Origin of the sequence: Microcoleus sp. D3_18_C2 (genome assembly GCF_036702395.1) — a bacterium.
GTDB lineage: Bacteria > Cyanobacteriota > Cyanobacteriia > Cyanobacteriales > Microcoleaceae > Microcoleus.
The window spans coordinates 58709-85150 of the sequence record NZ_JAUBTG010000015.1; the positions used below are offsets into that span (position 1 = coordinate 58709).

A 26442-nucleotide genomic window follows, 5' to 3' on the forward strand; every position below is an offset into this window, starting at 1 on the left:
GGGTGGGTTCCACCAACCATAATCGCCCCAAACAAACAATCTCAAAAACCCGCCCCCACCCAACAAACAATCATCATGTACATTGGGGAATTTAATGCCAATATCAGGTTAATGTGAAGTATTCGTGGTGTAGGGGTGGGTTCCACCAACCATAATCGCCCCAAACAAACAATCTCAAAAACCCGCCCCCACCCAACAAACAATCATCATTTACATTGGGGAATTTAATGCCAATATCAGGTTAATGTGAAGTATTCGTGGTGTAGGGGCAGGTTCCACCAACCATAATCGCCCCAAACAAACAATTTCAAAAACCCGCCCCCACCCAACAAACAATCATCAGTAATTGACCGGAGATGATATCAGCGGCATCCCAAAGAATCGCGAGTAGAAATCCCAGTTTGGGAATTAATCCCGGTGGCCTTTGTGCACAATTCTTTAACTTGTGATCCGTCCATAATTGCATCAGTAAAGTCAGCGCCGGTAATATCAGCTCCCTCAAAAGTAGAACGCAGCAAAATTGTTTCTGCTAAAATTGCATCACTTAAATCGGCCTTAGTAAATTTAACTTGATCAATCATTGCATTAGTTAAATTTGCGCCGTGCAAATTCGCCTCAGTCATCACCGAAGCGCTCATAATTGCTCCCCGCAAATCGGCATTAGAAAAATTAGTCAAGTCCATATTAGCGTTAGAAAACTCAGCGGCCCGCAGCATTTGACCAGAAAAATCGCGTCTTGTCAGTTCGGCGTTGCTAAAGGACAAGGGCGGAGCGTAATATTTAGATTGAGCTTGGGCTGGCCGCGGCAGGATGAAGATAGTTAGCGCGAATAGGAATGCTGCTAGTTGCCGGAGTTTCATAATTCTGATATTCTCGCAAGGTGGGTATTTCGTAGTGTATCCCGAACTTTGGTCGATCGACTAAACAGTTACAATCTTAATAAATAGTGATGGAGATGGACAAAAAGATATGCTAAGTTTTTTCTTAACTTGGATAGTAGCAGCGGTTTCGCTGGTCATTACCGCTAACATTGTACCAGGTATGGCGGTGGTTAGCTTTCCGGCGGCGATGCTGGCTGCTGTTGTTATCGGATTGGTGAACGCAGTTGTCAAACCGATTATTACATTGCTGACGCTTCCTTTGACCATTATTACTTTAGGTTTGTTTTTATTCGTTGTCAATGCAATTTCGCTTTCCCTGGCTTCCTGGTTAGCGAGTGTGTTCAGTATCGGCTTTGTGGTTAACGGTTTTTGGCCGGCTTTGGTGGGTTCCATTGTGTTGTCATTCGTTTCTGGGTTAATCGGTCGATTTGTGAATGCCAATACTTTGGCTCAGTAATACATTATCCCAGATACTCGATCGGGCAAACTGCAACGGCTACTGTTACCGCAGAACCCGCCCTCACCCCTCCTTGTGAAAGGGGGGGATTTTTGCTGCGAAATATTTGTTTAGGGACTAAAAGCCTTTGCTGGGCGGGCAAGATGCCCACCCCACAAGCAGATTCACTGTTTGTGGAACAGGCATCTTGCCTGTTGTTGAGAATTGTGGAACAGGCATCTTGCCTGTTGTTGAGAATGGTACGGGCGGGCAAGATGCCCTCCCCACAAGCAGATTCAGTCTTTGTGGAACAGGCATCTTGCCTGTTGTTGAGAATTGTGGAACAGGCATCTTGCCTGTTCTTGAGAATGGTACAAGATATTAGTTCGATCGCACAAAGTGCCGCAGCTTCTGCTACGCTGGGCGTGCCGACTTCTTTGACTACAATATTTGAAGGATTGGGGACTTCTACGGAACTTAAAATGTCAGCCCCAAAGGTTTTTAACGGCCAATTTCGCGCTTGACAAAGCTCCAGCAAGCCGACTTCACCTGCTTTAGTATCTATTGTAGCAATACCTGCGATCGCACTTTCGGCTAAATGATAAGCACGGCATACTTGTTTAATCGCAGTTTCGATTAATTCTCGCCCTGTTCCGCCTTCACAACCTATCCCTACCCACAACACTCTCGGATGCCACTGAACCTTTGGCAAAACAGATTCCGGCGAAAATCTTCTCTGGGTGAAACTAATCCAAATTCGGGCTTTGATAGTTGATAGATTTTCCCCATCCCAATACAAAGAATGTTTTTCTGGCAGACTGTTTTGCCACAACGTAGAACCCACTTCTTGAATTACTTCGACAGTTTCCCCTCTAGCAAGAGCCGCCGCCACTCCAGTCCAGTCACCTTCGCCCCGCCTCCAACCGCTGGGAATCTCTAGCATATCTAAAGTAAATTCATCGTTCATTATTCAGTTATCTATTCTGTAGTTTCACTGCGACCGCAATCTTAAAAAAAACTTAACACTCTGTTTAGTGAAAATTTTGGTATAATTGTAGCACAAACTACAAAAAACCCAAGATTTAAGATGGTAGAACTAAATCAGTTACTGTTAGAGTTTGAAAGCAACCTCAAATGGGAAGGAGTGACAAAAGAATGGATAGACCGCCGGGAAAGTTGGGTTAGCGATGTGGCAGCATCAGTTAACCTGACATATCTAGCAGAATTGCTAGTTGAATTGGAATCTAACTTGCAGTGGGAATCGGTGGATATTCAGTGGCAACAGCGTCGAGACCGTTGGGTAGAAGAATGTCTGGCAGCATCGATTGTTCAAGAAGTATCAAGTTTATTGCTGGAACTTGAAACCAATACCAATTGGGAAGCGGTTACCGATGAATGGCAGCAGAATCGCGAGAAATGGGTACAGCAAATGCACAAGTTTAAGGAGTAGTTTCGAGGATTTAGAGCCTGTAGATATGCGTTTTCAGACTCTAACATTTCCTAATGACTAATCACTAATTCTTCATCTTTCTGCCAAACTCCATTCAGAAAAATATCAGCGAGTCCTTCAGCCATTTCCTGCATTTGCTGCCGAGAAGCATTCGGCTTCATAATCGTATTTTGACTGAAGGGCGCCACTGCAAACATTCTCAAAAATACCTGAGCCGTTTCCCAAAAAGCCTCAGCCACATCGCTCACTATAAAAAACCAAGAGTCTAAATCAATAAAATTTGTACAAAAATAGCACCAACTGCAAACAAGACAAAATTTAATATGGTAGAACTAAACCAATTACTGTTAGAGTTTCAAGCCCACCTAAACGGGGATGCAGTGACGGAAGAATGGAAAGAACGTCGCGACTGTTGGATGAGCGAGGTGTCAGCAGCAATTGACGAAAAACACCTAGCCAAATTGCTAGTTGAATTAGAATCAAATTATCAGCGAGAAGCAGTACAAAGTCTCTGGAAAATGATCCGTGAAAGTTGGGTAGAAGAATGTCATATAGCATCGACGCTGGAAGAAGTATCAAGTCTCTTGCTGGAACTTGAAAGCAATACAACTTGGGAAGTAGTGACGGATGAATGGCAGAATAATCGGGAGAAGTGGGTACAGCAAATGTACGAATTTATAGAGTAATTGGGGATTGGGGATGGGTGAGGGGTTATTGGTTATAACTGAGATATTGCACCATTCTCAATTAGCCGTAGGGGCGGGTTCGCCAACAGCCTTAAAGCTTGCAAATAGGTTCTATAAACCCGCCAGACCCCACGAAAAATCCTCTTATTGATATTGCTGCAAGATGTCGGTTATAACCAATAACCAATAAATAACCAATAACTAATAACTAATGACTAATTATTCATCTTTCTGCAAAACCCCATTCAGAAAAATATCTGCGAGTCCTTCGGCCATTTCCTGCATTTCCTGGGGCGAAGCATTCGGCTCCATAATCGTATTTTGACTGAAACCCGCGACTGCAAACATTCCCAAAAATACCTGAGCGACAATCTTCGGATTCATCTTCCGATAAACTCCTTTTTCCATCGCGGTTTCAAAAAAAGCCTCAGCCACATCGCTCATTTTTCCGATGACTTCCAACTGAATTCTGTCGCGCAAATCCGGGTGAAATTGTGCCTCCAAAAAACACACCCGCATCATGTCGCTATTCTCGCGGATATTCAGCATCCGTCGCCGCATCACCTGAGCCACTGCTTTGTAACTGCCCATCTCGCTTAATTCTGTCAGCAAATCCGTCAGCAACTCCACCCATCCTTCCGTCGCCACCTCAATCAAAATCGCTTTTTTATTATCAAAATGCCGAAAAAGCGTACCCTCGGCCACCCCCGCCGCTGCTGCTAAATCGCGAGTTGTCGTCCCGTCGTATCCGCTGCGGGCAAACAACCGCTGAGCGGCTTGTAAAATCCGCTTCTTGGTTTCTGTTTCAGAAGGAGGAGACTGATTAAAAATTCGCATGGCTTTGCAATGGGTAATTTGCTACTTGGAACTACGGGAGCTGGACTGAGGGACTAATTGATGTTAAGTTTTAAAAAGAATCTCTGGCATTGAGGGCAAACATTTTTTTGTTTGACAATCCAAAATCCAAAATCTAAAATCTAAAATCGAATGACCCTTTTTGAGATTTGCTGTATCAGCCTAACATCTGCGGCGCAACAGATCGCTTATGCCTCAAAAAATCTTTATCCTGAGAAAAGAATCTCTGGCCACCGAGCACAAACATTGTTTGTTTGACAATCCAAAATCTAAAATCTAAAATCTAAAATCGAATGACCCCGCAGTTCCAAAAACCCCGTGAAGCGAAGCTATCCCGTAGGGAATCGCCCGTGAGCCAAACTCGATTCATCGCCTCCCTGCTAGCCGCTGTACTGCTGTGGTGGGGACTTTCCCCCGAAATCGCCCTCGCCCGCCCCAACCCCGCTAGCGGCTCCCAAGCAGTCTCTGTTCAACCGTCGCTCGATCGAGTAATCAGCCAAGTCAGCGAATTTAAGCTCGACAACGGCATGAAATTCATCGTACTCGAAAGGCCCAGAGCGCCCGTAGCATCGTTTCTGATTCACGCCGATGTCGGCGGGGCAAACGAACCCGACGGCCAAACCGGAGTCGCTCACTATCTCGAACATTTAGCCTTCAAAGGCACGCCAAAAATCGGCACTACCGACTACCAAGCCGAAAAGCCGCTGCTAGAAAAACAAGACCAACTCTTCGAGCAAATGCAAGCAGCCAAGGCCAGCGGCAAAACTGAAGAAGTCGCCCAATTAAAAGCAGAATTTGACAAAGTTGAAGCCGAAGCTTCGCAATTTGTCAAGCGCAATGAACTGGGCAAAATAGTGGAACAAGCAGGCGGAGTCGGACTAAATGCCGCTACTTCCACCGACGCCACAATGTATTTTTACAGCCTTCCAGCTAATAAGTTAGAAATGTGGATGTCGCTGGAATCCGAGCGATTTCTAGAACCAGTATTTCGGGAATTTTACAAAGAAAAACAGGTAATTTTAGAAGAGCGCAGGCTACGAACCGAGAATTCTCCGATCGGACAAATGGTTGAAGCTTTTGCCAACAAAGCTTTCTCTGTTCATCCCTACCGTCGCCCCGTAATTGGCTACACTGAAGACATTAAAAACCTCACCCGCAGCGACGTGCAGAAGTTTTTCGATACTCACTATGTCCCCAGCAAGCTGACTGTGGCAGTGGTAGGAGACGTGAAAGCTTCGGAGGTGAAGCGACTCGCTCAAATTTATTTCGGCCGTTACAAGGCTTCACCAGAGCCTCCAGAATTGCAGATTGTCGAACCTCCCCAAACGCAAACTAAGGAAGTGACGCTGCAATTAAAAACTCAACCTTGGTATTTGGAAGGATACCACAAACCGGCGATGAATCATCCCGACAATGCGGTTTATGAAATGATTGGTTCTTTGCTCAGCGATGGCCGCACTTCTCGGCTCTATAAATCTTTGGTAGAACAACAGCAATTGGCGCTGGCTGCTCAAGGTTTCAGTGGTTATCCTGGGGAAAAGTATCCGAATTTGATGTTATTTTACGCTCAAACTGCTCCGGGCCGCACGGTTGATGAAGTAGCCTCCGCTTTGAGGAAGGAAATCGAGCGCCTGAAAACAGAGCCGGTTTCTGCTTTGGAATTGGAGCGCGTGAAAACTCAGGCGAGAGCCGATTTGTTGCGATCGCTCAATTCTAATATGGGCATGGCATTTTCGCTGGTGGACTATCAAGTAAACACCGGTTCGTGGCGAAATTTGTTTAAGGAATTGGATGCGATCGCGGCTGTTACTCCCGCTGACATTCAGCGTGTCGCTCAGGCAACTTTCCGCCCGGAAAATCGCACGATTGGTAAGCTTTTGCCTCTGTAAGAAGAAGGAAGAAGGAAGAAAAACTCGTTTTCAGGCTCTGCCCCTTCCTGACAACTTAAGACTAAAACCCATAATAAATGTCGCTTTTAGTCGAATCTAGATCCCCCTAAATCCCCCTTAAGAAGGGGGACTTTGAGAACACTCTTGTCCCCCCCTTAATAAGGGGGGTTAGGGGGGATCTTGCAGTTCGCGACAAACAAGAGAGACGGTAGGTTTAACGTTAAGTTGTCACGCCTTGGGCAGAGCCGGGGAACGCAGATCCAGAGGCTCTGCCTCGCTATGTCACAATAGGAAACTTAGGAGAAAGAATGAAAAGGACTAAATTGAGACTGAAAAAAGTAAAGTTATTTCTGCTATCGCTGTGCTTTTTTACAGTTTCACTGGGCACGTTTAATTTGTTACCTTCCTTTGCTGCTGCACCGAAACACTACGACGAATTAACATTTCCCCCGCTGTCCGAAATTAAACTGCCTAAATATACTCGCTTCGAGCTGAAAAATGGTATCCGGGTTTATCTTATGGAAGACCGGGAATTGCCGTTAGTCGGGGGAACGGCGCTATTTCGCACGGGCGATCGTTTTGAACCAGCCGATAAAATTGGATTGGGAGGTTTGACGGGAGAAGTGATGCGAACTGGCGGTACTAGCCGGCATACTGCTGATGAATTAAATCAGTTGCTAGAACAGCGAGCAGCTTCGGTAGAAACGGGGATTGATGTTGCTTCTGGTACGGCTAATTTTAGTGCTTTAGCTGAAGATTTGGAACCCGTGTTTGACTTATTTGCGGAAGTGATTCGGGAGCCAATGTTTGCTCAGGAAAAGTTAGATTTAGCGAAGAACCAAACTCAAGGTGCGATCGCCCGCCGCAATGACGATCCTGACGATATTACCGGCCGCGAGTTTCAAAAGTTAGTTTATGGCGATCGCAGTCCTTACGCGCGCACGGTAGAATACAAAACCCTCGCCAATATTTCCCGCGACGATGTGGTGAGTTTCTACCAGAAATATTTCCATCCCAAGAATATGATTTTGGGTATTGCTGGCGATTTTGATACAGCTAAAATGCGATCGCTCGTCGAGGAAAAATTCGGCAACTGGGAACCGAATCAAAGTGCAGAAGTGCCTGCTCTACCAACCGTATCGCCAGCAAAGGACGGCGGCATATTTTTAGTAAATCAGCCGCAATTAAGTCAAAGTTACGTGCAAATGGGACATTTGGGCGGAATGCTCAGCAGTCCAGATTACGGTGCTTTGGATGTGATGAATGGGGTTCTCAACGGTTTCGGCGGCCGTTTGTTCAATAACGTGCGATCGCGCCAAGGCTTAGCTTATTCAGTATACGCGGCTTGGAGTCCGAGATATGACTATCCGGGGGTGTTTGTCGCAGGAGGCCAAACGCGATCAGATGCCACCGTACCGTTTATCCAGGCAATTCGCGCCGAGATCGATCGTATCCGCACCGAACCAATTACCCAGGAAGAATTAGCTTTTGCTAAAGATTCCACCCTAAATTCATTCATCTTCAAATTTGAAAATCCCAGTCAAACTTTGTCGCGATTAATCCGCTACGAATACTACGGTTATCCCGAAGATTTCATTTTTCGCTACCGCCGCAGCATCGAAGCAGCAACAATTGCCGACGTGCAGCGCGTAGCTCAGACTTATTTGAAACCGGAGAATCTGGTAACATTAGTAGTGGGAAATACGGCGGCAATTGAACCGCCGTTATCGAGTTTGGGAACTTCGGTCAAAGTGCAATCTGTTGATATCACAATTCCCTCGGCGACTTAATTTATTTGTGATTAGGAGTCGCCGATCTGGGTAAGGACACGGCAATGCCGTGTCCCTCCTCTTTGCCACACAATCCTACACTAAAAATCAATACTCAAAGGCGATCTCGGAAACGGAATCACATCCCGAATATTCCCCATTCCAGTCATAAACTGCACTAACCGTTCAAATCCCAAACCAAACCCAGCGTGAGGTACAGTGCCGTAGCGGCGCAAATCCAAATACCACCACAATTCCTCCTTATTCATACCCTGGGCTTCCATGCGCCGCTCCAACACATCCAGCCTTTCTTCCCGCTGCGAACCGCCGATAATTTCCCCAATATTAGGAGCCAAAACATCCATTGCTCGCACCGTTTTCTCGTCCTCATTTAAACGCATATAAAATGCTTTAATCCCGACGGGATAATCGCTGACAATGGTCGGCTTTTTAAACAAATCCTCAGCCAAATAACGCTCGTGTTCCGACTGCAAATCCAAGCCCCAACTTACCGGAAAATCAAACTTTTTGTCGGCTTTTTCCAAAAGTGCGATCGCCTCAGTATAAGTAATCCGCTCGAACTGATTATTAATGATATTTTCAGCAGTAGCCAAAACCGTTTTGTCAATGCGCTCATTGAAAAACTCCATATCTTCCGGGCAATGATCCAAAACGTATTTAAAAATATACTTTAAAAACGCCTCAGCCAAATCCATATCTCCCTGCAAATCGCAGAAAGCCATCTCCGGTTCAATCATCCAAAACTCAGCTAAATGTCGCGAAGTATTAGAATTTTCCGCTCGAAAAGTAGGGCCAAAAGTGTAAACATTGCCAAAAGCCATCGCCATAACTTCCGCTTCCAACTGGCCGCTAACTGTTAAATAGGCGCGCTTTCCAAAAAAGTCTTTAGCATAATCAACCTCTTGCGAATCAGTGCGCGGCACATTCTTTAAATCAAAGTTAGTAACGGCGAACATTTCCCCCGCACCTTCGCAGTCGCTAGCAGCAATAATCGGAGTATGAACCCACAAAAAACCGCGTTCTTGAAAAAATTGGTGTACGGCCGCCGAACAAGCATTGCGGACTCGAAAGACAGCACCGTGAGTGTTTGTGCGCGGCCGCAAATGCGCGATTGTCCGCAAAAATTCAAAGGAATGGCGCTTTTTTTGCAGGGGATAAGTTTGCGGGTCTGCATCACCGTAAACTTGTACTTGTGAAGCTTTCAACTCAATTCGCTGTCCTTTTGCGGGAGACGCTACCAGCACACCCGACACTTCTAGAGATGCACCTGTATTCAGTTGTTTCAGTACATTTTCAAAATCTGGCAAATCGGAATTTATGACTACTTGCAAGTTAGCCATCGCCGAACCATCGTTGACTTCGACAAAGGCAAAATCTTTCAATTCGCGCTTAGTGCGAACCCAGCCTTGAACAGTTACCGTTTCGTCGGGTTCACCAGCGCGCAAAATTGCTGCAATCCGTTGATTTGTCATATCCACTCCCGTTTATTTAATATTTTGCACCATAATTCTCTCTTTTCTCTTCCTCTGCGCCCTCTGCGCCCTCTGCGGTAAAAAAAAATCAAAAATCATAACATAATTCAACCGACATAGGATTTCAAAATCCAACCGATCAAAATGCCAAGCCCCCCAAACCGAACTGCTTGCCAAAAAGGTTGTTTTATGCTTCCCCACGAAAACAGGCTGCTTTCTAAATTCAACTCGATAGTTTCCAATTCTTGCTCAATTTCCCGCAATTCTTTTTTGAGTTGCGGCAATGGATTTGGGCGCTTGGACTGGCGGATTTCTTCGCGCCGATGACCGAGTTCGACTTGGCGCTGTCGATCGACCTGAATTTGAGTGTACCGTTCTTTGACTGCTGCGAGCGATCGCTCAACGGCTGCGATCGCTTGAACAAACTCACTTTCTTGCTCTTCGGGATTTAACTCTGACGGCTGTTGAGGCATTTCGATCTGCAAATCTGACAATAATAATAAAAAAAACCGATTTCCAATTAAGTTGTTATTATATGCAGTATATTTTTAAAATTCTGAAACGGCAGCCAAATCCGTATAATTGCCAATTATGCTTGAAACTACACAAACAACCCAAACTGTCAACCTCAACGAGCTGAGCACGGTAGAACTAGCCCAAGCTCTAGCCGCGCGCCTCGCCATCCACGAAAAAGATTGGCACCGCCTCAAAGCCAACCGTTCCGCGCGGGCCGGAGAGCAAGCTGCGGCCGCTTTGGTCTTTTTGCTCAAAAAACAGCCCGAAGAAGCTCTCCCGCGCTTACAACAAGCTGCAGGATGGCTGGATCGATCGATATCTGCTCCTCCCTGTCCCACCCACGGCAAATGATTTTGAGTTTTGATTCTGGAGTTTTGGCTTGAGTAGTTGCTCAAAACTTAGACAATCGCGCCGCTCTATCGAGCAGCGCGATTGTGAGTTCAAAAGATTTATACTTTTTTAACTCAAAACTCACATTTTGCATTACGATCAGCTATCAATAGCCATAGCGTTCAAATTCTCACTGCAAACTTCAGTCCGGGAACGAAAAAATTTCCAGGTATAGCTGAGGTGAAAACTGCTGCTTTCATAGCGGTGCTAGCGCAACCCCGGCAGCCGATACCGACTGGGAAGTTCTTTGCACAGCCGTAACTCGGTACCTTGAGAATTCCACTCTACCCGATCGAATATTTGGTAAAGAATAAACAACCCCCTACCACATTCCTGTTCCACATGGGGTAGTGCAGAGTTATCTGCAACCTCCTCTGCGAGGAGATTGTCGCAATCATCGGTATAAAGGTTGCAACTGCAAGGGGCCTTAAAGCCAGAACCTTCATCCGATATCACCCACCAATATTGGTTTTGGACGATCGAAAAACGGACTCCAACAGTTTTACCTGGATCTAATTTGTTTCCATGCTTAGCAGCATTTACCAAAGCTTCTTGAAGCCCCAACCGCAATTGGGCTTGCCAGATTTCTGGCACCTCTGCTAGGAGCAGATCCAAAATAGGACAAAGGTATAGAGTAGAAGCGAAGCTAATAGTAATCCAATTGCGTCCGACGGGACGAGGTGAAATAGCAATCACTCAGAAAACTCCCTAACTTTCAGGTGGATAAAGTTCACACCCTGCATAGTTGGCTCCCTAGTATTCAAAATGCTAATTAATTGAGCGGCGCAGCTCTACTTATATCTTAGAGTATCCAAGCAATTAAGAACAGCAAACCACGTCACAAAATATTCAGCGATTCTGAGAAACTTCTGCAGAGAACCATCAGTAATTTTACTTATAAGTTCTCCCAGCAGCGAAATTTTGAGCTCAGCTTTTGCCAGCTAGCAACCAAACCACTAGCTGCATCCTCGAAGCCGTCAACACCTCTTGAACAAACGATCCCCACCTAGAAAAGCTCTCCAATAACTCTAAAAAAGTCGATCCCTTAACCCTCGCCAATCAGGTTCGACCCTCGCAGCCCCTAGGCAAGCGCCATCGCCCAGAACTTGATTTTGCCGCCAAACAGCAAAATCATCATACCTAGGTATGTTGCAGCCAAAACCCAATTTATTATCCAAAATGCGATCGGGTCAAATATCTCCCATTGCTGCGCCCCTCACAAAATCAATATTTGTTACAAAACTTATTAATTATGAGTGCGTGAGATCCCGATATCTCAACTCGCCCAAATTGACCAATCCTTTGCTGGCGCAACTCCGGCTCCTTGGTAAAACTATATAAATCTGAATGTCGCGATACAATAGTTAAAGTAAATAATTATTTCTTTACATTATGCAAGCAAACCCAGCCATAACCACAGCCCCCATAGCTGGAACTTACTGGCAGTGGCGAGGGCATTCAGTATACTACGTTCGATCCAGCGATCGGCATCCAGAACGCCCTCCCCTGCTGTTAATTCACGGTTTTGGAGCATCCACAGACCACTGGCGCAAAAATATAAGCGGCCTGAGCAAAGACTTTGAAGTGTGGGCGATCGACCTTTTGGGATTCGGGCGATCGGCAAAACCCGAATTACAGTACAGCGGCGACCTCTGGCGCGACCAACTCCACGACTTTATCACCAACATCATCGGCCGGCCCGCCGTACTAGCAGGCAACTCCCTCGGAGGCTACGCCGCCTTGTGTGTAGCAGCAGGGCGCCCCGAATCAGCAGCCGGACTCATATTAATCAACAGCGCCGGCCCCTTCAGCGAACCGCAGCCCGCACCCGAAGCCCCGCCCTTGCAAAAAGCCATATCTGCAGTAGCTAAAACCTTATTTCAGCAAGATTGGGCAAGTTTTCTGCTGTTCCAGTACGTGCGCCAGCGATCGACAATTCGGAAAACCCTAGAAAAAGTTTATCTCGACCAAAGCGCCGTCACAGACCAATTAGTAGAAGAAATATACCTTCCCTCCTGCGATCCCGGTGCCCCCAAAGTATTCGCCTCCGTATTCCGAACACCCCAAGGCGAAAAAATTGACGTATTGCTGAGTCAATTAACCAGCCCGTTGCTAATGCTGTGGGGAGAAGGCGATCCGTGGATGAATTCCACAGAAAGAAGCGCCAAATTTCGCAAACACTATCCGCAGTTAACAGAACACTTTATCAAAGCCGGTCACTGTCCCCACGACGAAGTACCAGAACAGATAAACGAACTGATTCGCGCATGGATAATTGACAAGGGCATGGGGCATGGGGCATAGGGCATAGGGCATGGGGCATGGGGCATAGGGCATGGGTTACTGGTTATTGGTTATTAGAACGAATAACTAACAAGAAACATAGGACAAATAACCAATGACTAATGACTAATGACTAATGACTAATGACTAATGACTTCATTTAACTTTCAGGTTAAATTATACTTACATATTCTGAGGAGACGGAAACAATGACCCGCAAAAAGACTCGCCGCCATTTTATATTGAGCAGTATAGCTGTTGCCAGCGGCATTGCAGGTGCTAAGGCGATCGAACAGCAGGATCGGGAAATCATAGCCGCACCCAATAACCAGGCGGCCGCCACAGTAAAAATGCCAGAACGACTTTTAGGCAACACCGGCGTGAAAGTGCCGATTTTCGGTTTGGGGGGGGCCGGACAAACACCGCTGTCGCAGCCGGGAAGAGAAGCAGAAGCAGCGGCGCAAATTGAACGGGCGATCGAACTAGGCATTCGCTATTTTGACACGGCGGCCGACTACGGGCCCAGCGAAGAAAACTTAGGCAAAGTTTTGCCACCATATCGAGATCGCCTATTCCTAGCCTCAAAAACCGCCGCCAGAGACAGAGACGGTGCGTGGAGAGACTTAGAGCAATCGCTCAAAAGATTGAAAACCGATAGACTAGACTTGTGGCAACTCCACCACGTCTCATTCCAAACAGAATTAGACCAAATTTTCAGTACCAAAGGAGCAATAAAAGCGATCGAAGAAGCCAAACAGCAAAAAATAATTCGTTTTTCCGGCATCACCGGACACCACGAACCAGCCATCATTGCTGCAGGCTTGGAACGCTATCCTTTTGACACAACATTAATCTGCCTCAACGCCGCCGAAAAACATCACCCGCGCTCCTTTGTTACCAGCGCTTTACCAGTGGCCAAATCCAAAAACATCGGCGTCATAGCCATGAAAATACCAGCTTACGGCAAATTATTTCAGAACGGTGTTTTAGATGGAATGCACCAAGCAATGGGCTACACGCTTTCACTTCCCGGCGTGCACTGCTGCGTCATCGCCGCCGAGTCAGTAAAGCAATTAGAAGAAAACTTAAAAGTCGCCCAAGCATTCAAACCCCTGAACCCAACAGAAATGGCAGCACTTGAAAAACGCACCGCCGCCGCTTGGCAAGAAAATACATTTTTCCGACAGTGGACTTAAAATACCAACTCCAAAATTCCCTTTTTCATCTGTCTTTATTGTGGTGTGTTTATTGTGGCGCGGGCGGGACGCCCGCGATCTCAAATCCACGCTTCATCGGAATTATTCATCTCTCTTATCTCCCTCTGTGTTCTCTGCGTTCTCTGTGGTTAAATCCTTCCGATCCAACCGGAAACGATAGGAATCATAGTTTTGTATGAAAACTCAAGTCCTCACTACGAACCTACAACGTTTATGTTACCAAACTTGATATCATCTGCGGTGAAAATACCTCAAATCACAAAACAAGGCGAGCCAACACGCTCGCCTTGTTTATTATCATAAAAAATGCACTTTGTCAACAGCAAAGAGCTACTTTTTTTTCCGTTTAGCCTTATCTAACCGCCTGCGATCGCGCCACTCAACCGCTGTCAAATAAGCCACCCCACCAGTCACTGTCAGCAGTAGTACAAAGGCCACTAAAACGAGAAAATTAGCAATCGAAAATTCCACAACCCCTCTTCCTCTGATTTTACATTTTCTACTTTCGATTTTAGATGAAAAATGTTAACAATTAACAGTTGAATTTAGACGGCTAACTGTTAACTGTTAACACTCCCTTCAAACTGCTGGCAACTCTGACAAAATGGTAAACCTAACATGATTAATTGCCAGACTTCCCACGGAAACCTCCTCCTTATTTAAAGGAAGACCGCCGCTAGTGAGACTTTGAAACCGAATTCCCTTGCCAATTTCTACGTGATACCAAGCCAAACCCATAAAAAATCGCAACGGATAAGGGCCTCTATCTTGAATATCATCAGGATTAGATTCCATCGGCACCCAGCCAAAACCCGGAATGTAAAACTCCAGCCAAACGTGATTGAAATCCGGTTCCAGCGACACACCTTTTCTGTCACCAAAAGCGGGGCACTTGTAGCGGCCGATCGTGCGGCAAGCAATCCCGTTTAACCTAGCCAAAGCTAACAAAAGTCCCACGTATTCGCCGCAGGAACCGATACCACGGCGCAGCACAATATCGGGAGTGTCAATGTGAGGCCTAATTCCGTAAGAAAGTTGATCGTAAACAAAATTACGAATGCTCAGCAATTGCCTGAGAATGTTAGTTTCCGAGCCAATGGCAGCCACAGCAGCCGATCGCACAATTTCCGTATCCATCGCCAAATTGTCATTATCCACCAAATACTTAGCTGCAAACTCCGGCGACAGCTTCGGAATCTTTTCCACATCCCTCGGTGACAACTGATACTTAATCGATCGAACTTCTAACAAAGCCTTCCAGCCAAAAATTCGGCGTTCCCCAGGGTGCAGCCGATCGAACTTAAACACCGCCACCCGTTCCCCTTCCTGAATTTCCTCAGTAAAAGGCATTCCAATCGGCGTAATTTTCCTAACCTTTTGCCGGTGAGTTTGCGAAGGCAAAGCAATCCGCCACTCCAAATTTTCGATGTCTACCTCATCGAGAGGAGACAGTTCCTCCACATAAGACATTTCCATCAAAAAACCGTTTGACAAAGCGTAGCGATCGGCTTCATTGTAGTGAAAAGACAAAGGCTGAATAAAAGTGCGATCGCGCTTCGTCAACTGAAAAGGATCTTCCGAATTCGGGTCATCCCGGATGTAAAGTTCATCCCCGGCATAAGCCACGTACAGAACCTCCTCCCCCGTTTCGGAATCCTTGTGAAAAGCCAAACCCGAAGGCGACTCAAAGGGAGTCAAAACACTAAATTTAATCTCCCCAGTTCCCCGTTCCAAACAGTAAACAGTTTGCTCAGTCTTGTCGCAAACCCAAATTTCCTCATCCCGGACTGTGATATTTTCTACCCCAATACCGGGGGCGTAAAACCGAGTAATTTCCCGACCAGTTTTCAGGTCAAAAACCAGAATATAGCCCAATCTCTGGCAAGTCACATAAAGCGTAGATTTCCACACAGCAATCCCGTCAGCAGGATAAGAAAGCGAAACAAAATGTTCCGGTTTGAGTTCAGCGATCGCCCCGTCCAGAATTGCGCCCCGACAGCAACAAATATCCTCATCCCGCGCAAACCAGAGAGTATCTTCCGAAATAGCCAGCCCCGTTGCGCCGGCAAACTTAGCCGTTTGATAAGGATTCAAAACAGTAGTGTTGTCACTTTCTCGATCGATCTCCAATAGCAGCCCTTCGGCGCGATCGACAGCGAACAACCTATTTCCTAAAAAAGCAATGCCGTGCAGTGCCAAGACTCCGATGGGTCTGACCATCCGCAGCCCCGAAGGCTGTTTGTCCGAGAGAACAGGTGAATCGAGATTCATGCTAAATTTCTTGCCGGTATTGTACACAAAAACTGATTTGTAACTTGTAGCCGATCGCTTGAGGTTCACCAGCAAAATTGCCGAGTTTCCTGATATCCAGGACTGACGCATCAACCAGGTGTTTTTACCAAAAGACGCGTTGTAGCCTCTTGCTAGAGTTAAAACACCCCGAATATTAGGGTTTAACAAGCTCAACCCAACCTGCTGCTGTGAATGGAAGTAAGTATAACTACTAAGCTACCACTGACAAACGCGACAGAGAATTCTATGTTGAACAGAGCGACCCAAATAATCGTATCTGCCTGAAGATATAAATTAAGTACAACAGATTACTATATCGGTCAAAACCTTGGATAGAATAAAACCGTGCGATAAAGTTCCTAGGTTCATCAGAAGGCAGGTTCGTCATGGCTTTGAAGTCTGCTCTAAATATCAGTGCTCTTTCCTTAATTCTGTCTTTAAAGGCACTGGCCGCCGGTAGTTTTTTAATACCAGCAGAGGCTCTCAACAGCCCCGCAAACATTGTCCAGCGCGCATCACCACCGCAGCTACCCCTCAACTGGCAAACAGTTCAACCCGCCCAAGCAAGCGGAAGTAGACCCAACAGCGAGCAATTGGGATCCGCCTGGAATAGCTTTCAACCGCCACAGGACGGAGTACCCGGAAGGCGGGAAGGGGGAGGAACCCGTGGCTTAGAATGCCCCACGGCCACCACTGCCTTAACTGCCTTGATTCCCCAATCAACTATGGGGCAAACCATATCAGCAAAGCCAACATTTTTCTACTACCTTCCCGTAGCCCTAGACAAAACAGTTCAGTTTGAGTTAGCAGACGAAAGGGACAAAACACTATACAAAAAAAGTTTTCGCATGGTAACTAGCCGTGCAGGTGTAGTTAGCGTCAGCCTCGACTCCGACGACAACTCGCCAACCTTGGAAGTTGGCAAAAACTATCAATGGTACTTTACTATCAAATGCAACCCAAAAAATACAAAAGATGATGTTCTCGTTTCCGGGTGGATCAACCGCACCGCAGTCGCCCCAACCGTGAAAACAGAGTTGGATCGATCGTCCGATCTCACCAAGCTCAGCATCTTCGCCCAACAAAATCTCTGGTACGAGTACCTGGCAACTCTAGCTCAATTGCGTATCCAGTCTCCCAGCGATGCCAGTTTAGCGATCAAATGGTCAGCAGTTTTGAATTCAGTCGAACTCGGCAAAATAGCCCAAGAACCCTTAGTCGCAAGTGAGTTAACACCTATCACAAGAAAATAATTCGATACCAGCTTCACGCAAAGAATGCAGCGGTAGGCCCGTACCCCAAACCCTGATACCCATAAGTCAGTCGATTTGAGATTTGAGATTTGAGATTTTAGATTTACTTGCTGCATTGAATCTGGGAGCAGGAACAGGAGTCTAAAATTTTAGGATCTACACTGATGAACATTCGGGGCACGGTATCCGTTTTTGGGCGAGTCATTGCCAAATCTAAAATCTAAAATCTAAAATCTAAAATAGTATGAGGGGTGCAGCAAGTACGAAAAGCTCGGTTTCGATCGCGGTATTTGGCAGCGCCCCAAATGATTTTTGCCTGTTGCGGGTTGTTTGGTCGATCGTCCTAAATAAATTAAAATTTTTGTAACGATCGGCAGTTCGGACTTTTGGCATCTGGAAAGGCGGGCGGTGGAAATTTTGATGGTCAAATTTCGCCTAATACTAAATGATAAACTGGCATAGTCAAGCAGCCGACAAACTTATTTTAGAGAAATTATTAATTATGCGCCCGAATGCAAATATTGCACTATTTCGGTTGGGGATTTCACTTCTAACAGCGCTCCCGATGGCTTGCTTTTACGCCAATAAAGCTATATCCCAAACAAACGATATTTCTCAGTTGCCGATCGCCGCTGACAACTCAGCAGATACGGGCAATCAAGTATTAGCACTGCAAAAACTAGAAATCAAGCAGGATGAAACAGCAACAAACTTAAATCAGCTTCCCGATGCGATCGAGACCAACCCTGAACCAGAAAGACCATCGAACCGGGCACAGAACAGCCAAGAAGCCTGTTCCACAAGCAGTTTGATTGATTGTGGTACGGGCTTCTTGCCCGAAGCAACAAATCTGGTTGACAACGATCGCCAATGTCAGAACCCGCTAGATTGTAATTTTTTAGCCCAGAACCCGCAGACGCCACCGGGAAACCTCCCGCCCGACTTAAACCGCGATCTAGTACCAAATCCGCTGTTACCGTCGCCGCCGACTCAGCCAGATCCCAATCGCGATCGATTTCTGCAACCGGCCCCGCAGCCTTCCCCAGAACCTCCCCAAGTACCGCCCACAGTAGCGCCGCCGTCTCCGTCGCCAGTTCCCCCAACGCTGCCGAATACACCAATTGATGTGCAGAAAATTCAAGTAGTTGGCAGCACAATTTTAAGCCAAGACGAAATTAATGCCTTAGTCAACCCCTTAGAAGGCCGTTCTACCACCCTAGAACAGCTCAAACAAATCGCCGACAAAATTACCGAAATTTACCTCAATCGTGGCTACATCACTTCGAGAGCAGTCTTGCCGCCCCAAACTATCACCGCAGGGGTAGTCCAAATTCAAGTGATTGAAGGCAAGCTAGCCCGAATTGAGGTAGAAGGAACTAAAAGATTGAATCCAAGTTACATCCGCAGCCGGATTCGACTCGGTGCCGGAAGGCCTTTAAGCACAGCTTTATTAGAAGACCAACTCCGGCTGCTGCGAGTCGATCCTTTATTTGACAATGTAGAAGCCAGTCTGCGGGCCGGGGATAATGAAGCCGAGAGCATTCTGATCGTCCGAGTCTCGGAAGCTAATCCATTTCAACCTACTTTCAGCATTGACAATTACTCGCCTCCCAGTGTCGGTTCCGAAAGATTGGGAGTTAGTTTGCGGCACCGCAATATAACAGGAAATGGCGACGAACTGGCAGCAGCTTATTATCGATCGCTCGGCGATTCAGACGTGTTTGATTTTAGCTATCGCGTGCCGCTAAATGCGATGAACGGCACTTTGCAATTGAGGGCGGCACCGAATCGCAACAGTATCGTACAAGCACCTTTTAACCGTTTTGACATTTCGGGAAAATCGCATTTATTTGAAGTTAGTTACCGCCAGCCGCTGCGGAGAACGCCGATCGAAGAATTTGCCTTATCTGCTGGTTTTACTTATCAGACAGGCAGAACTTTTCTCGAAGGCGAACCGTTTCCTTTTGGCACCGGCCCGGACTCCAATGGTGTCAGCACTACGAGTGCAATTAAGCTGGGACAGGACTACATTCGGCGCGACCCGCAGGGTGCTTGGGCCGTGCGATCGCAATTTACAATCGGCACTAGCTTGTTTGATGCTACTCAAAACGAAGGTTCCGATCCCGACGGACAATTTTTGAGTTGGCTGGGTCAAGTGCAGCGAGTACAGCGATTGAATGACAAACATTTATTAATTTTGCAGGCAGACTTACAGTTGTCAGCTAATAGTTTGTTGCCTTCCCAGCAATTTGTAATTGGCGGCGGACAATCTTTGCGCGGCTATCGCCAAAACGTCCGTTCTGGTGATAACGGCTTCAGAGTTTCCATCGAAGATCGGATTACTTTACAACGCGATGCTTCGGGAAATCCCAAACTTCAATTGGCTCCTTTTTTGGATGCGGGTACCGTATGGAACGTTGCGAACAATCCTAATACATTAACCAATCAGACATTTTTAGCAGGTCTGGGTTTGGGGGTAATCTGGGAACCAATACAGCGGGTGAACCTGCGAGTAGATTACGCTTTTCCTTTGGTGAGAATTAGCGATAAAGGCGACAATCTGCAAGATAACGGCATTTACTTCAATATAATTTATACACCCTAAAGGGACTTACTGATATCTGGCATCATTGTCAGCAACAGGCAAGATGCCTGTTCCACAAAATATAAATTTTCTTGTGGAACAGGCATCTTGCCTGTTCATAAAACCCACATTCCGCAGATGTGGGTCAAAAGATAATAACATCGACGAGCCAACGCCCCGCCGCCGATTCAAGTTACATCCCTTAAAGTCTTTTCCTCACCGTTGACGCAGCCAATGACAGACAAAGATTATAAAAAATGATAGAGTTTCTCTTTAACATAAATATTTTTTTTTGACAACTAACGCCCAGCCAATCTTAATTTTAATCACCTCGGTAAAAAATGAGCCAACGCTAAGCAGATTTGCCTATCCAAAAAGAAACTATAGCTTTTGGCTTTTACGGATTCGCTAGAGAAAGGTTTAGTTGACCCCCCTCTCCCAATTCTTAACTCTCCCAAAAAACAATTATGCTGCCAGATAAATACCGAAAAGTGCATCGCTGTCTCCCTCTGGTGATAGGAGTTGTATTCGCTACCACCTACAGCATCCCCATCAGCGGCCAACCCAGAACTACCAGAGTGTCTCAGTCATCAACAACAGAAAACCTTAACCCATCAGGAATAAAACAACCAGTACAAGCATTTGCTGGACAACTCGCCGTGTTTTTAGGACATGAGGCGGATCTCACCAGTGCTGTCTTTAGCCCCGATGGCAGTAAAATTTTGACGGCGAGTGAGGATGAAACTGCCCGTCTATGGGATCTTAATGGCAATCATTTAACGGTATTTCGAGGTCATGACAAAGAAGTCAGACGTGCTATCTTTAGCCCCGATAGCCAGCACATTCTGACCATTACTGAGTATGAAGCCATCCGCCTGTGGGATCTCAAAGGCAATCTCCTCAAAGAGTTCCGAGGGGTTGAGAATGGCGATAAAGTCATAAATGCCGTATTTAGTCCAAATAGCCGGCAAATTCTCACCATTAGTCGGTTTTCCGAGCGAGCCGGTTTTAGGGATAAATTTCATTTGTGGGATATCAACGGCAATCTCCTCGCTGAGTTCCAAGGTCATCAAAAGATAACAAGTGGCGGATTAGTCTCCTCAAAAGCTGTATTTAGCCCGGATGGTCGCCAAATCCTTTCTGTCGATTCCCATGGAATTGTTTACTTGTGGGATATCAACGGAAATCTTCTCAAAGAGTTTCAAGGGCATAAGGATAGTGTCATTAATGCAAAATTTAGTCCCGATGGTAGCCAAATCCTCACGGCTAGTGCAGATAAAACTGCCCGTCTGTGGGATACCCAAGGTAATGGGTTAGCCGTGTTTCAGGGGCATAAAGAGTCGGTTTACAGTGCAGAATTTAGTCCCGATGGTCGGCAAATCCTCACCGCTAGTAGCGATACAGCCAGGGTTTGGGATACTAAAGCCAATCTTTTAGCAGAATTCCAGGGACATAAAGTTTATCGCTGGGGTGTACAAGGATTTAGCCCCGATGGCCGGCATATTCTAACCAGTAGTCGAGATGGAACTGCTCAAATTTGGGATACCAAAGGCAATCTCAAAGCAAAGTTGCGGGGACATGAGAGTGCAGTGAGTGCAGTATTTAGTCCAGACGGTAAGCAAATCCTCACCTTCGGGTGGGATCGCGTGCCTCGTTTGTGGGACGTTTCAGCCTCAATTGCTGCTGAATCTGAGCAAATAGTGGCTAGGGAAACCCTTCTAGAAAGTGTGTCTGAAAATAATGCTCAACTGGCAATATTTCGGGGACATGAAAGTTTGGTTAGCAGTGCTGTCTTTAGTCCCGATGGCCGGCAAATTCTCACCGCCAGTCGAGATGAAACGGCACGATTATGGGATCTTAAAGGCAATCTCCTGGCAGAGTTTAAAGGACATGAAGAAGGCGTCTATCGAGCCATATTTAGCCCAGATGGCCGGCAAATCCTCACCACCAATGGTGAGAATATCCGTTTGTGGGACATCACAGGCAATCCCCTCTCTGAATTTCGGGGGGACAGTCACATCAGCGAGAAGATTCGTGTGTGGAATCCTCAAGATGTTCCCTTCTCGGAATTGCAAGGGGGCAGTCACATCAATGCAGTATTTAGCCCGGATGGTAGCAAAATCCTCCCCACCGATTGTCAGTGCTATCCGGTTAGCTTGTGGGATAGCCAAGGTAATCTCCTCACTGAGTTGCGGGTACCCAGGAAAGTTGAGGACATAGAAGAACGGCAGTGGATGGTTAACAGTGCAACATTTAGTCCCGATAGTAGCCAAATTCTCACCGCCAGTGAGGATAAAATTGCCCGATTGTGGGATACCAAAGGTAATCTCTTAGCCGAATTCCCACTCGGACATGAGAAGGCCGTCAAAAGTGTCGTTTTTAGCCCCGATGGTCGTCAATTTTTGACAGCAAGTGATGATGAAACTGCCCGTTTGTGGGATCTTAAAGGTAATCTCCTTGCCGAGTTCCGAGGGCATAAGGAAAGACTCGAAAGTGCTGTATTTAGTCCTGATGGAAGTCAAATTCTGACTGAGAGTTTACATGATACTGCTCGTCTGTGGGATCTCAAAGGCAATCTCTTAGCAGAGTTTCGGGCAGATGAAACACATCTTGGAAGTGCAATTTTTAGCCCCGATGGTCGGCAAATTCTCACGACTAGCAGTGAGACTTTCGGCCCTGGAATCGCCCGTCTGTGGGATACCAAAGGTAATCTCTTAGCAGAGTTCCGGGGACATGAAGGTGTCATTCACAGTGCAGTCTTTAGCCCAGATGGTCGGCAAATTCTCACTGCTGGTAATGAAGGCACTGCCCGGTTGTGGGATGTGTCAGTGGCAATTACTGCCCAAGCCGAGCAAATGGCTGCCCTACAAATTTTTCAGGAAAGCTTGTCCAAAAATAACGCTCAACTGGCAGAGTTACAGGAGAACAACGAAGTCCAGCGTGCCGTATTTAGCCCTGATGGTCGCCATATTCTTACCACGACCGAGAAAATGGTTCACCTGTGGGATACCAAAGGCAATCTTCTAACCGAGTTTCAAGTCCCTCAAGAAAGACTCTCCAGACCTGTATTTAGCCCCGATAGCGGACATATCCTTGCAGTGGGTGATGAAACTGCCTACTTGTGGGATATCAAAGGTAATATCCTGGCAAAATTCCAAGGACACAAGGGTTCTGTTACAAGGGCAGTATTTAGCCCAGATGGGAATCAAATTCTCACTGCTAGTATAGATAGTACCGCCCGTCTGTGGGATACCAAAGGAAATCTCCTGACTGAGTTTCGGGGGCATGAGTATCAAGTCAACACCCTAGTCTTTAGTCCAGATGGAACTCAAATCCTGACCAGCAGTTCGGATAAAACCGCCCGTCTGTGGGATACCCAAGGTAATCTCCTAGCAGAGTTTCGGGGGCATGAGTGGGTTGATAATGCCATCTTTACCCCCGATGGCCGGCAAATCCTTACCCTCGGCAATGATTCCCACGGGTATGCTCGTCTGTGGGATACCCAAGGCAATCTCCTAGCAGAGTTTCGGGGGCAGAAGGATGTAGAGAAAGGCTCTAGTTCTAGCAGCAGCGTCGTATTTAGCCCGGATGGTCGGCAAATTTTAATCACCAGTGGGGATAGACTCTCCCGGCTATGGGATATCAAAGGCAATCTGTTAGCCATATTCCGAGATCATGACAGTTCTGTCAACACCGCCGTATTTAGTCCTGATGGTCGCCAAATTCTCACCGCTAGTGAGGATAAAACCGCCCGCCTGTGGGATAACCAAGGCAATTTGTTAGCAATCTTCCGGGGACATGAGGATAGTGTCGAAAGTGCCGTATTTAGCCCAGATGGTCGCCAAATTCTGACGGCGAGTCGGGATAGAACCGCCCGTGTCTGGGATATTGCCACAGGAATCAAAGTTTCTGCGGCTGAAGTCGCATTTTTCAGAGGAAATCAACTGTCTAGCCAAGAAACCGCCGAATCTAGACAACTCGCACTTCAAAAGTTAGAAGAAGCCCTCGCACTCTATCGTGCAGAGCGAAACTACGCCCAAGCTGCACAGACTCTCTTATCCATTGGTAAGATTTACGTCAATTTCGGACAATTTCAATCTGCCTTAGACTCGTACAATCAAGCGTTGCCATTATCAAAACAAGCAGGTGCTAAAACAGAACAAGCAGCCCTACTCAACAGTCTCGGTCAACTTTACACTGATTTAGCTGACCCGAAAACAGCCCTGGATTACTATAACCAAGCGTTGCCCTTATTTTATCAATTAAATGACCAAGCGACAGTCGCCAACACCCTCAACAACATTGGTAATATTCACGCTGCTACAGGAAACTGGAAAAATGCCCTAGACTCCTACAACAAAGCCCTAGTCATCTCTCGACCCGCAGGTAATTTAGCAGTAGAAGCTACTGCCTTAGCTGGCATTGGTAGCACCTACATCGCTTCAAAAGAATGGTCAACTGCCCTGAATGCGTACAACCAAGCCCTGAGCATCTCCCGACACTTAAACGACAAAGTAAAAGAAACCACAGTCCTCAATCAACTGGGGAAAATACAAGCTGCTTTGGGGCAAAGTTCTACCGCCATTGAAAACTATAACCAAGCTTTATCTCTATCCCAACAACTCGGTTACAAAACAGAAGAAGCGCACATCATCTACAATCAAGCCATCTTAAACCGCCAACAAAATAACCTCACAGTTGCCCAAACCGAAATCGAAACCGCAATTAATATTATTGAAAACCTCCGCACTCAAATCGGTAGCCAAGAACTGCGGCAGTCTTACTTTGCCCGCAACCAAGATTATTACCAGTTTTACATCGATTTGTTGATGCAACTGCACCTGAAAAATCCCGATAAAGGTTACGACGCACAAGCCTTTCATGCTAGCGAACGTGCCCGTGCCCGCAGTCTGCTTGAACTCCTTAGCGAAGCGAGCGCAAATATTCGCCAAGGTGTTGACTCGCAACTGCTAGCCCAAGAACAAAATTTGCAACAACAACTTAGTGATTTTCAGACTCGCAAATACCAAATTGTCATCGCTAAATCTACCCAAGAAGCTGTGAATGAAATTCAACAAAAAATCGATACGATTCTCAAGGAACTTGCTCAAATAGAAGCTCAAATTCGCGCCAGCAGTCCTCGTTACGCTGCCCTCAAATATCCCGAACCTCTCAAATTGTCACAAATTCAACAACAGGTACTCGATGAAAATACGCTACTTTTAGAATATTCTCTGGGTGAGGAGCGCAGTTATTTGTGGGCGGTGACAAAAACTTCTTTCACCAGTTACGAACTCCCTTCTCGCACCGAGATTGAAGCCACGGCTAAGAATTTTCGCGATACTTTAACCAAAGCCACCACGAGAACCTCTCCTCAAATGGTTGCCGAATCTGCTGCACTTCTGAGCCAAACGATCCTCGCTCCGGTTGCTTCTGAGTTGGGCAACAAGCGCTTGCTAATTGTTGCGGATGGAGCCTTGCAATACATTCCTTTTGGCGCCCTTACTCTGGAAAAATCTGAAGCGCCGCTAATAGTTAAGCATGAAATTGTTAATCTGCCTTCTGCTTCAACTTTAGCAATTCTGCGGCGGGATATGGCGACTCGTGAACCGGCTCCAAAGGCGATCGCCTTGTTTGCAGATCCAGTTTTTAGCACTGACGATGAACGGCTCAAAGGCACGAGTACATCCTCTGTAGCGAAGAATCAAACTGTTGAAAATCTGCCAGTGGAAGCGCAACAATTACAGAGATCAGCCTCTGAGGCTAACATTTATTGGACTCGCCTACCTTTCTCGCGAACTGAAGCTGAGCAAATCTTGGCTTTGGTACCGGATGATTTGGAAAAACAAGCGTTTGACTTTATGGCTAATCGTACCACGGCAACCGATCCTGATTTATCTCAATATCGCATTGTTCATTTCGCTACGCACGGATTTGCTAATAGCAAACATCCAGAATTATCGGGATTGGTGCTTTCTTTGGTTGATGAGAAAGGTACGTTACAAAATGGCTACTTGCGACTGAATGATATTTTTAATCTCAATTTACCGGCTGAATTGGTGGTGCTGAGTGCGTGTCAGACGGGTTTGGGAAAAGATGTTAAAGGAGAAGGGTTGGTGGGTTTGACGAGAGGGTTTATGTATGCGGGTGCGCCGCGTGTGGTGGTTTCTCTGTGGAGTGTTGAGGATCAAGTAACTTCTGAGTTGATGACACGATTTTACAAAAAAATGCTCCAAGATAAGTTGGCGCCTGCTGCGGCATTGCGATCGGCGCAAATCGAAGTGCTACAGCTTCCAGAATGGCAATCTCCTTATTATTGGGCTGCTTTTGGGCTGCAAGGAGAATGGAATTGAGTGCGCTTCTGGCGGGAGAGGGGGAGAAAGTGGGGGAGTGCGATATGAAGAAAATATTTCCTTCTTGCTTCTTCCCTATTCCTTCTTCCCTCTTC

The 26442-nt window shown here is 46.4% G+C and carries 20 protein-coding genes and 1 pseudogene; 12 read left to right on the forward strand and 9 right to left on the reverse strand.

Annotation, left to right across the window (positions count from 1 at the left end):
* Positions 1 to 362 precede the first annotated feature (362 nt).
* Positions 363 to 860, reverse strand: a complete 498-nt coding sequence (locus tag QUA88_RS12165) for a pentapeptide repeat-containing protein (protein WP_333056374.1) — start codon at positions 858 to 860, stop codon at positions 363 to 365.
* 109 nt (positions 861 to 969) lie between these two features.
* Between QUA88_RS12165 and QUA88_RS12170 the strand changes: the two genes are divergently transcribed.
* Positions 970 to 1338: a phage holin family protein gene (locus tag QUA88_RS12170; protein WP_333260230.1), complete on the forward strand. Its 369-nt coding sequence runs from the start codon at positions 970 to 972 to the stop codon at positions 1336 to 1338.
* 4 nt (positions 1339 to 1342) lie between these two features.
* On the opposite strand, the gene QUA88_RS12175 is transcribed toward QUA88_RS12170, so the two are convergent.
* Positions 1343 to 2284: a cobalamin biosynthesis protein gene (locus QUA88_RS12175; RefSeq protein ID WP_333271883.1), complete on the reverse strand. Its 942-nt coding sequence runs from the start codon at positions 2282 to 2284 to the stop codon at positions 1343 to 1345.
* Between the two features lie 120 nt (positions 2285 to 2404).
* Here QUA88_RS12175 and QUA88_RS12180 point away from each other — a divergent pair, with 120 nt between their 5' ends.
* Complete coding sequence (locus QUA88_RS12180; RefSeq protein WP_333056380.1) at positions 2405 to 2767, forward strand: hypothetical protein; 363 nt, start codon at positions 2405 to 2407, stop codon at positions 2765 to 2767.
* A 50-nt stretch (positions 2768 to 2817) separates the two neighbouring features.
* Here QUA88_RS12180 and QUA88_RS12185 read toward each other — a convergent pair.
* Positions 2818 to 3015: pseudogene (locus tag QUA88_RS12185) on the reverse strand (TetR/AcrR family transcriptional regulator); the annotation flags it as partial.
* A gap of 75 nt (positions 3016 to 3090) precedes the next feature.
* Here QUA88_RS12185 and QUA88_RS12190 point away from each other — a divergent pair.
* A complete protein-coding gene (locus tag QUA88_RS12190; protein WP_333056382.1) occupies positions 3091 to 3453 on the forward strand; it encodes a hypothetical protein in 363 nt (120 codons plus the stop codon).
* A 219-nt stretch (positions 3454 to 3672) separates the two neighbouring features.
* Here QUA88_RS12190 and QUA88_RS12195 read toward each other — a convergent pair whose 3' ends face one another.
* Positions 3673 to 4290, reverse strand: a complete 618-nt coding sequence (locus QUA88_RS12195) for a helix-turn-helix domain-containing protein (protein WP_333056383.1) — start codon at positions 4288 to 4290, stop codon at positions 3673 to 3675.
* A 311-nt stretch (positions 4291 to 4601) separates the two neighbouring features.
* On the opposite strand from QUA88_RS12195, the gene QUA88_RS12200 reads away from it, so the two are divergent.
* Both QUA88_RS12200 and QUA88_RS12205 read left to right on the forward strand, forming a co-directional pair.
* A complete protein-coding gene (locus QUA88_RS12200) occupies positions 4602 to 6197 on the forward strand; it encodes a pitrilysin family protein (RefSeq protein WP_333056385.1) in 1596 nt (531 codons plus the stop codon).
* Between the two features lie 308 nt (positions 6198 to 6505).
* Entirely contained in the window at positions 6506 to 7987 is a 1482-nt protein-coding gene (locus tag QUA88_RS12205) for a pitrilysin family protein (RefSeq protein WP_333271888.1), read from the forward strand.
* Between the two features lie 80 nt (positions 7988 to 8067).
* Here the strand turns inward: QUA88_RS12205 and asnS are convergent, their stop codons facing one another.
* Positions 8068 to 9459 (reverse strand): asparagine--tRNA ligase, encoded by a 1392-nt coding sequence (gene asnS, locus QUA88_RS12210; RefSeq protein WP_333207829.1) that lies wholly within the window; start codon positions 9457 to 9459, stop codon positions 8068 to 8070.
* Between the two features lie 107 nt (positions 9460 to 9566).
* Complete coding sequence (locus QUA88_RS12215) at positions 9567 to 9932, reverse strand: DUF2203 domain-containing protein (protein WP_333056390.1); 366 nt, start codon at positions 9930 to 9932, stop codon at positions 9567 to 9569.
* A gap of 118 nt (positions 9933 to 10050) precedes the next feature.
* Between QUA88_RS12215 and QUA88_RS12220 the strand changes: the two genes are divergently transcribed.
* A complete protein-coding gene (locus QUA88_RS12220; protein WP_333260201.1) occupies positions 10051 to 10326 on the forward strand; it encodes a DUF6439 family protein in 276 nt (91 codons plus the stop codon).
* A 246-nt stretch (positions 10327 to 10572) separates the two neighbouring features.
* Here QUA88_RS12220 and QUA88_RS12225 read toward each other — a convergent pair whose 3' ends face one another.
* Complete coding sequence (locus QUA88_RS12225; RefSeq protein ID WP_333056392.1) at positions 10573 to 11061, reverse strand: anti-sigma regulatory factor; 489 nt, start codon at positions 11059 to 11061, stop codon at positions 10573 to 10575.
* 696 nt (positions 11062 to 11757) lie between these two features.
* On the opposite strand from QUA88_RS12225, the gene QUA88_RS12230 reads away from it, so the two are divergent.
* Positions 11758 to 12669: an alpha/beta fold hydrolase gene (locus tag QUA88_RS12230; protein WP_333056394.1), complete on the forward strand. Its 912-nt coding sequence runs from the start codon at positions 11758 to 11760 to the stop codon at positions 12667 to 12669.
* A gap of 188 nt (positions 12670 to 12857) precedes the next feature.
* Positions 12858 to 13844, forward strand: coding sequence for an aldo/keto reductase (locus tag QUA88_RS12235; RefSeq protein ID WP_333056395.1), 987 nt, complete (start codon positions 12858 to 12860; stop codon positions 13842 to 13844).
* A 351-nt stretch (positions 13845 to 14195) separates the two neighbouring features.
* Here QUA88_RS12235 and QUA88_RS12240 read toward each other — a convergent pair whose 3' ends face one another.
* Positions 14196 to 14336: a hypothetical protein gene (locus QUA88_RS12240; protein ID WP_333056396.1), complete on the reverse strand. Its 141-nt coding sequence runs from the start codon at positions 14334 to 14336 to the stop codon at positions 14196 to 14198.
* A 108-nt stretch (positions 14337 to 14444) separates the two neighbouring features.
* On the reverse strand, positions 14445 to 16136 hold the full coding sequence (locus QUA88_RS12245) for a transglutaminase domain-containing protein (RefSeq protein WP_333056422.1): 1692 nt from the start codon (positions 16134 to 16136) through the stop codon (positions 14445 to 14447).
* A gap of 407 nt (positions 16137 to 16543) precedes the next feature.
* On the opposite strand from QUA88_RS12245, the gene QUA88_RS12250 reads away from it, so the two are divergent.
* The 4 genes from QUA88_RS12250 to QUA88_RS12265 all read left to right on the forward strand — a co-directional run bounded on the left by QUA88_RS12250 (position 16544) and on the right by QUA88_RS12265 (position 26347).
* On the forward strand, positions 16544 to 17410 hold the full coding sequence (locus QUA88_RS12250) for a DUF928 domain-containing protein (RefSeq protein ID WP_333056397.1): 867 nt from the start codon (positions 16544 to 16546) through the stop codon (positions 17408 to 17410).
* A gap of 244 nt (positions 17411 to 17654) precedes the next feature.
* A complete protein-coding gene (locus QUA88_RS12255) occupies positions 17655 to 17777 on the forward strand; it encodes a hypothetical protein (RefSeq protein ID WP_333207822.1) in 123 nt (40 codons plus the stop codon).
* Positions 17778 to 17855: 78 nt separating this feature from the next.
* On the forward strand, positions 17856 to 20015 hold the full coding sequence (locus tag QUA88_RS12260) for a ShlB/FhaC/HecB family hemolysin secretion/activation protein (RefSeq protein WP_333056399.1): 2160 nt from the start codon (positions 17856 to 17858) through the stop codon (positions 20013 to 20015).
* A gap of 446 nt (positions 20016 to 20461) precedes the next feature.
* Complete coding sequence (locus tag QUA88_RS12265; protein ID WP_333271894.1) at positions 20462 to 26347, forward strand: CHAT domain-containing protein; 5886 nt, start codon at positions 20462 to 20464, stop codon at positions 26345 to 26347.
* Positions 26348 to 26442 lie beyond the last annotated feature (95 nt).

Coding starts and splice junctions, on each gene's coding strand:
- QUA88_RS12165 (WP_333056374.1), bottom strand. CDS start 860: ATGAAACTCCGGCAACTAGCAGCATTCCTATTCGCGCTAACTATCTTC.
- QUA88_RS12170 (WP_333260230.1), top strand. CDS start 970: ATGCTAAGTTTTTTCTTAACTTGGATAGTAGCAGCGGTTTCGCTGGTC.
- QUA88_RS12175 (WP_333271883.1), bottom strand. CDS start 2,284: ATGAACGATGAATTTACTTTAGATATGCTAGAGATTCCCAGCGGTTGG.
- QUA88_RS12180 (WP_333056380.1), top strand. CDS start 2,405: ATGGTAGAACTAAATCAGTTACTGTTAGAGTTTGAAAGCAACCTCAAA.
- QUA88_RS12190 (WP_333056382.1), top strand. CDS start 3,091: ATGGTAGAACTAAACCAATTACTGTTAGAGTTTCAAGCCCACCTAAAC.
- QUA88_RS12195 (WP_333056383.1), bottom strand. CDS start 4,290: ATGCGAATTTTTAATCAGTCTCCTCCTTCTGAAACAGAAACCAAGAAG.
- QUA88_RS12200 (WP_333056385.1), top strand. CDS start 4,602: ATGACCCCGCAGTTCCAAAAACCCCGTGAAGCGAAGCTATCCCGTAGG.
- QUA88_RS12205 (WP_333271888.1), top strand. CDS start 6,506: ATGAAAAGGACTAAATTGAGACTGAAAAAAGTAAAGTTATTTCTGCTA.
- asnS (WP_333207829.1), bottom strand. CDS start 9,459: ATGACAAATCAACGGATTGCAGCAATTTTGCGCGCTGGTGAACCCGAC.
- QUA88_RS12215 (WP_333056390.1), bottom strand. CDS start 9,932: ATGCCTCAACAGCCGTCAGAGTTAAATCCCGAAGAGCAAGAAAGTGAG.
- QUA88_RS12220 (WP_333260201.1), top strand. CDS start 10,051: ATGCTTGAAACTACACAAACAACCCAAACTGTCAACCTCAACGAGCTG.
- QUA88_RS12230 (WP_333056394.1), top strand. CDS start 11,758: ATGCAAGCAAACCCAGCCATAACCACAGCCCCCATAGCTGGAACTTAC.
- QUA88_RS12235 (WP_333056395.1), top strand. CDS start 12,858: ATGACCCGCAAAAAGACTCGCCGCCATTTTATATTGAGCAGTATAGCT.
- QUA88_RS12245 (WP_333056422.1), bottom strand. CDS start 16,136: ATGAATCTCGATTCACCTGTTCTCTCGGACAAACAGCCTTCGGGGCTG.
- QUA88_RS12250 (WP_333056397.1), top strand. CDS start 16,544: ATGGCTTTGAAGTCTGCTCTAAATATCAGTGCTCTTTCCTTAATTCTG.
- QUA88_RS12255 (WP_333207822.1), top strand. CDS start 17,655: ATGAGGGGTGCAGCAAGTACGAAAAGCTCGGTTTCGATCGCGGTATTT.
- QUA88_RS12260 (WP_333056399.1), top strand. CDS start 17,856: ATGATAAACTGGCATAGTCAAGCAGCCGACAAACTTATTTTAGAGAAA.
- QUA88_RS12265 (WP_333271894.1), top strand. CDS start 20,462: ATGCTGCCAGATAAATACCGAAAAGTGCATCGCTGTCTCCCTCTGGTG.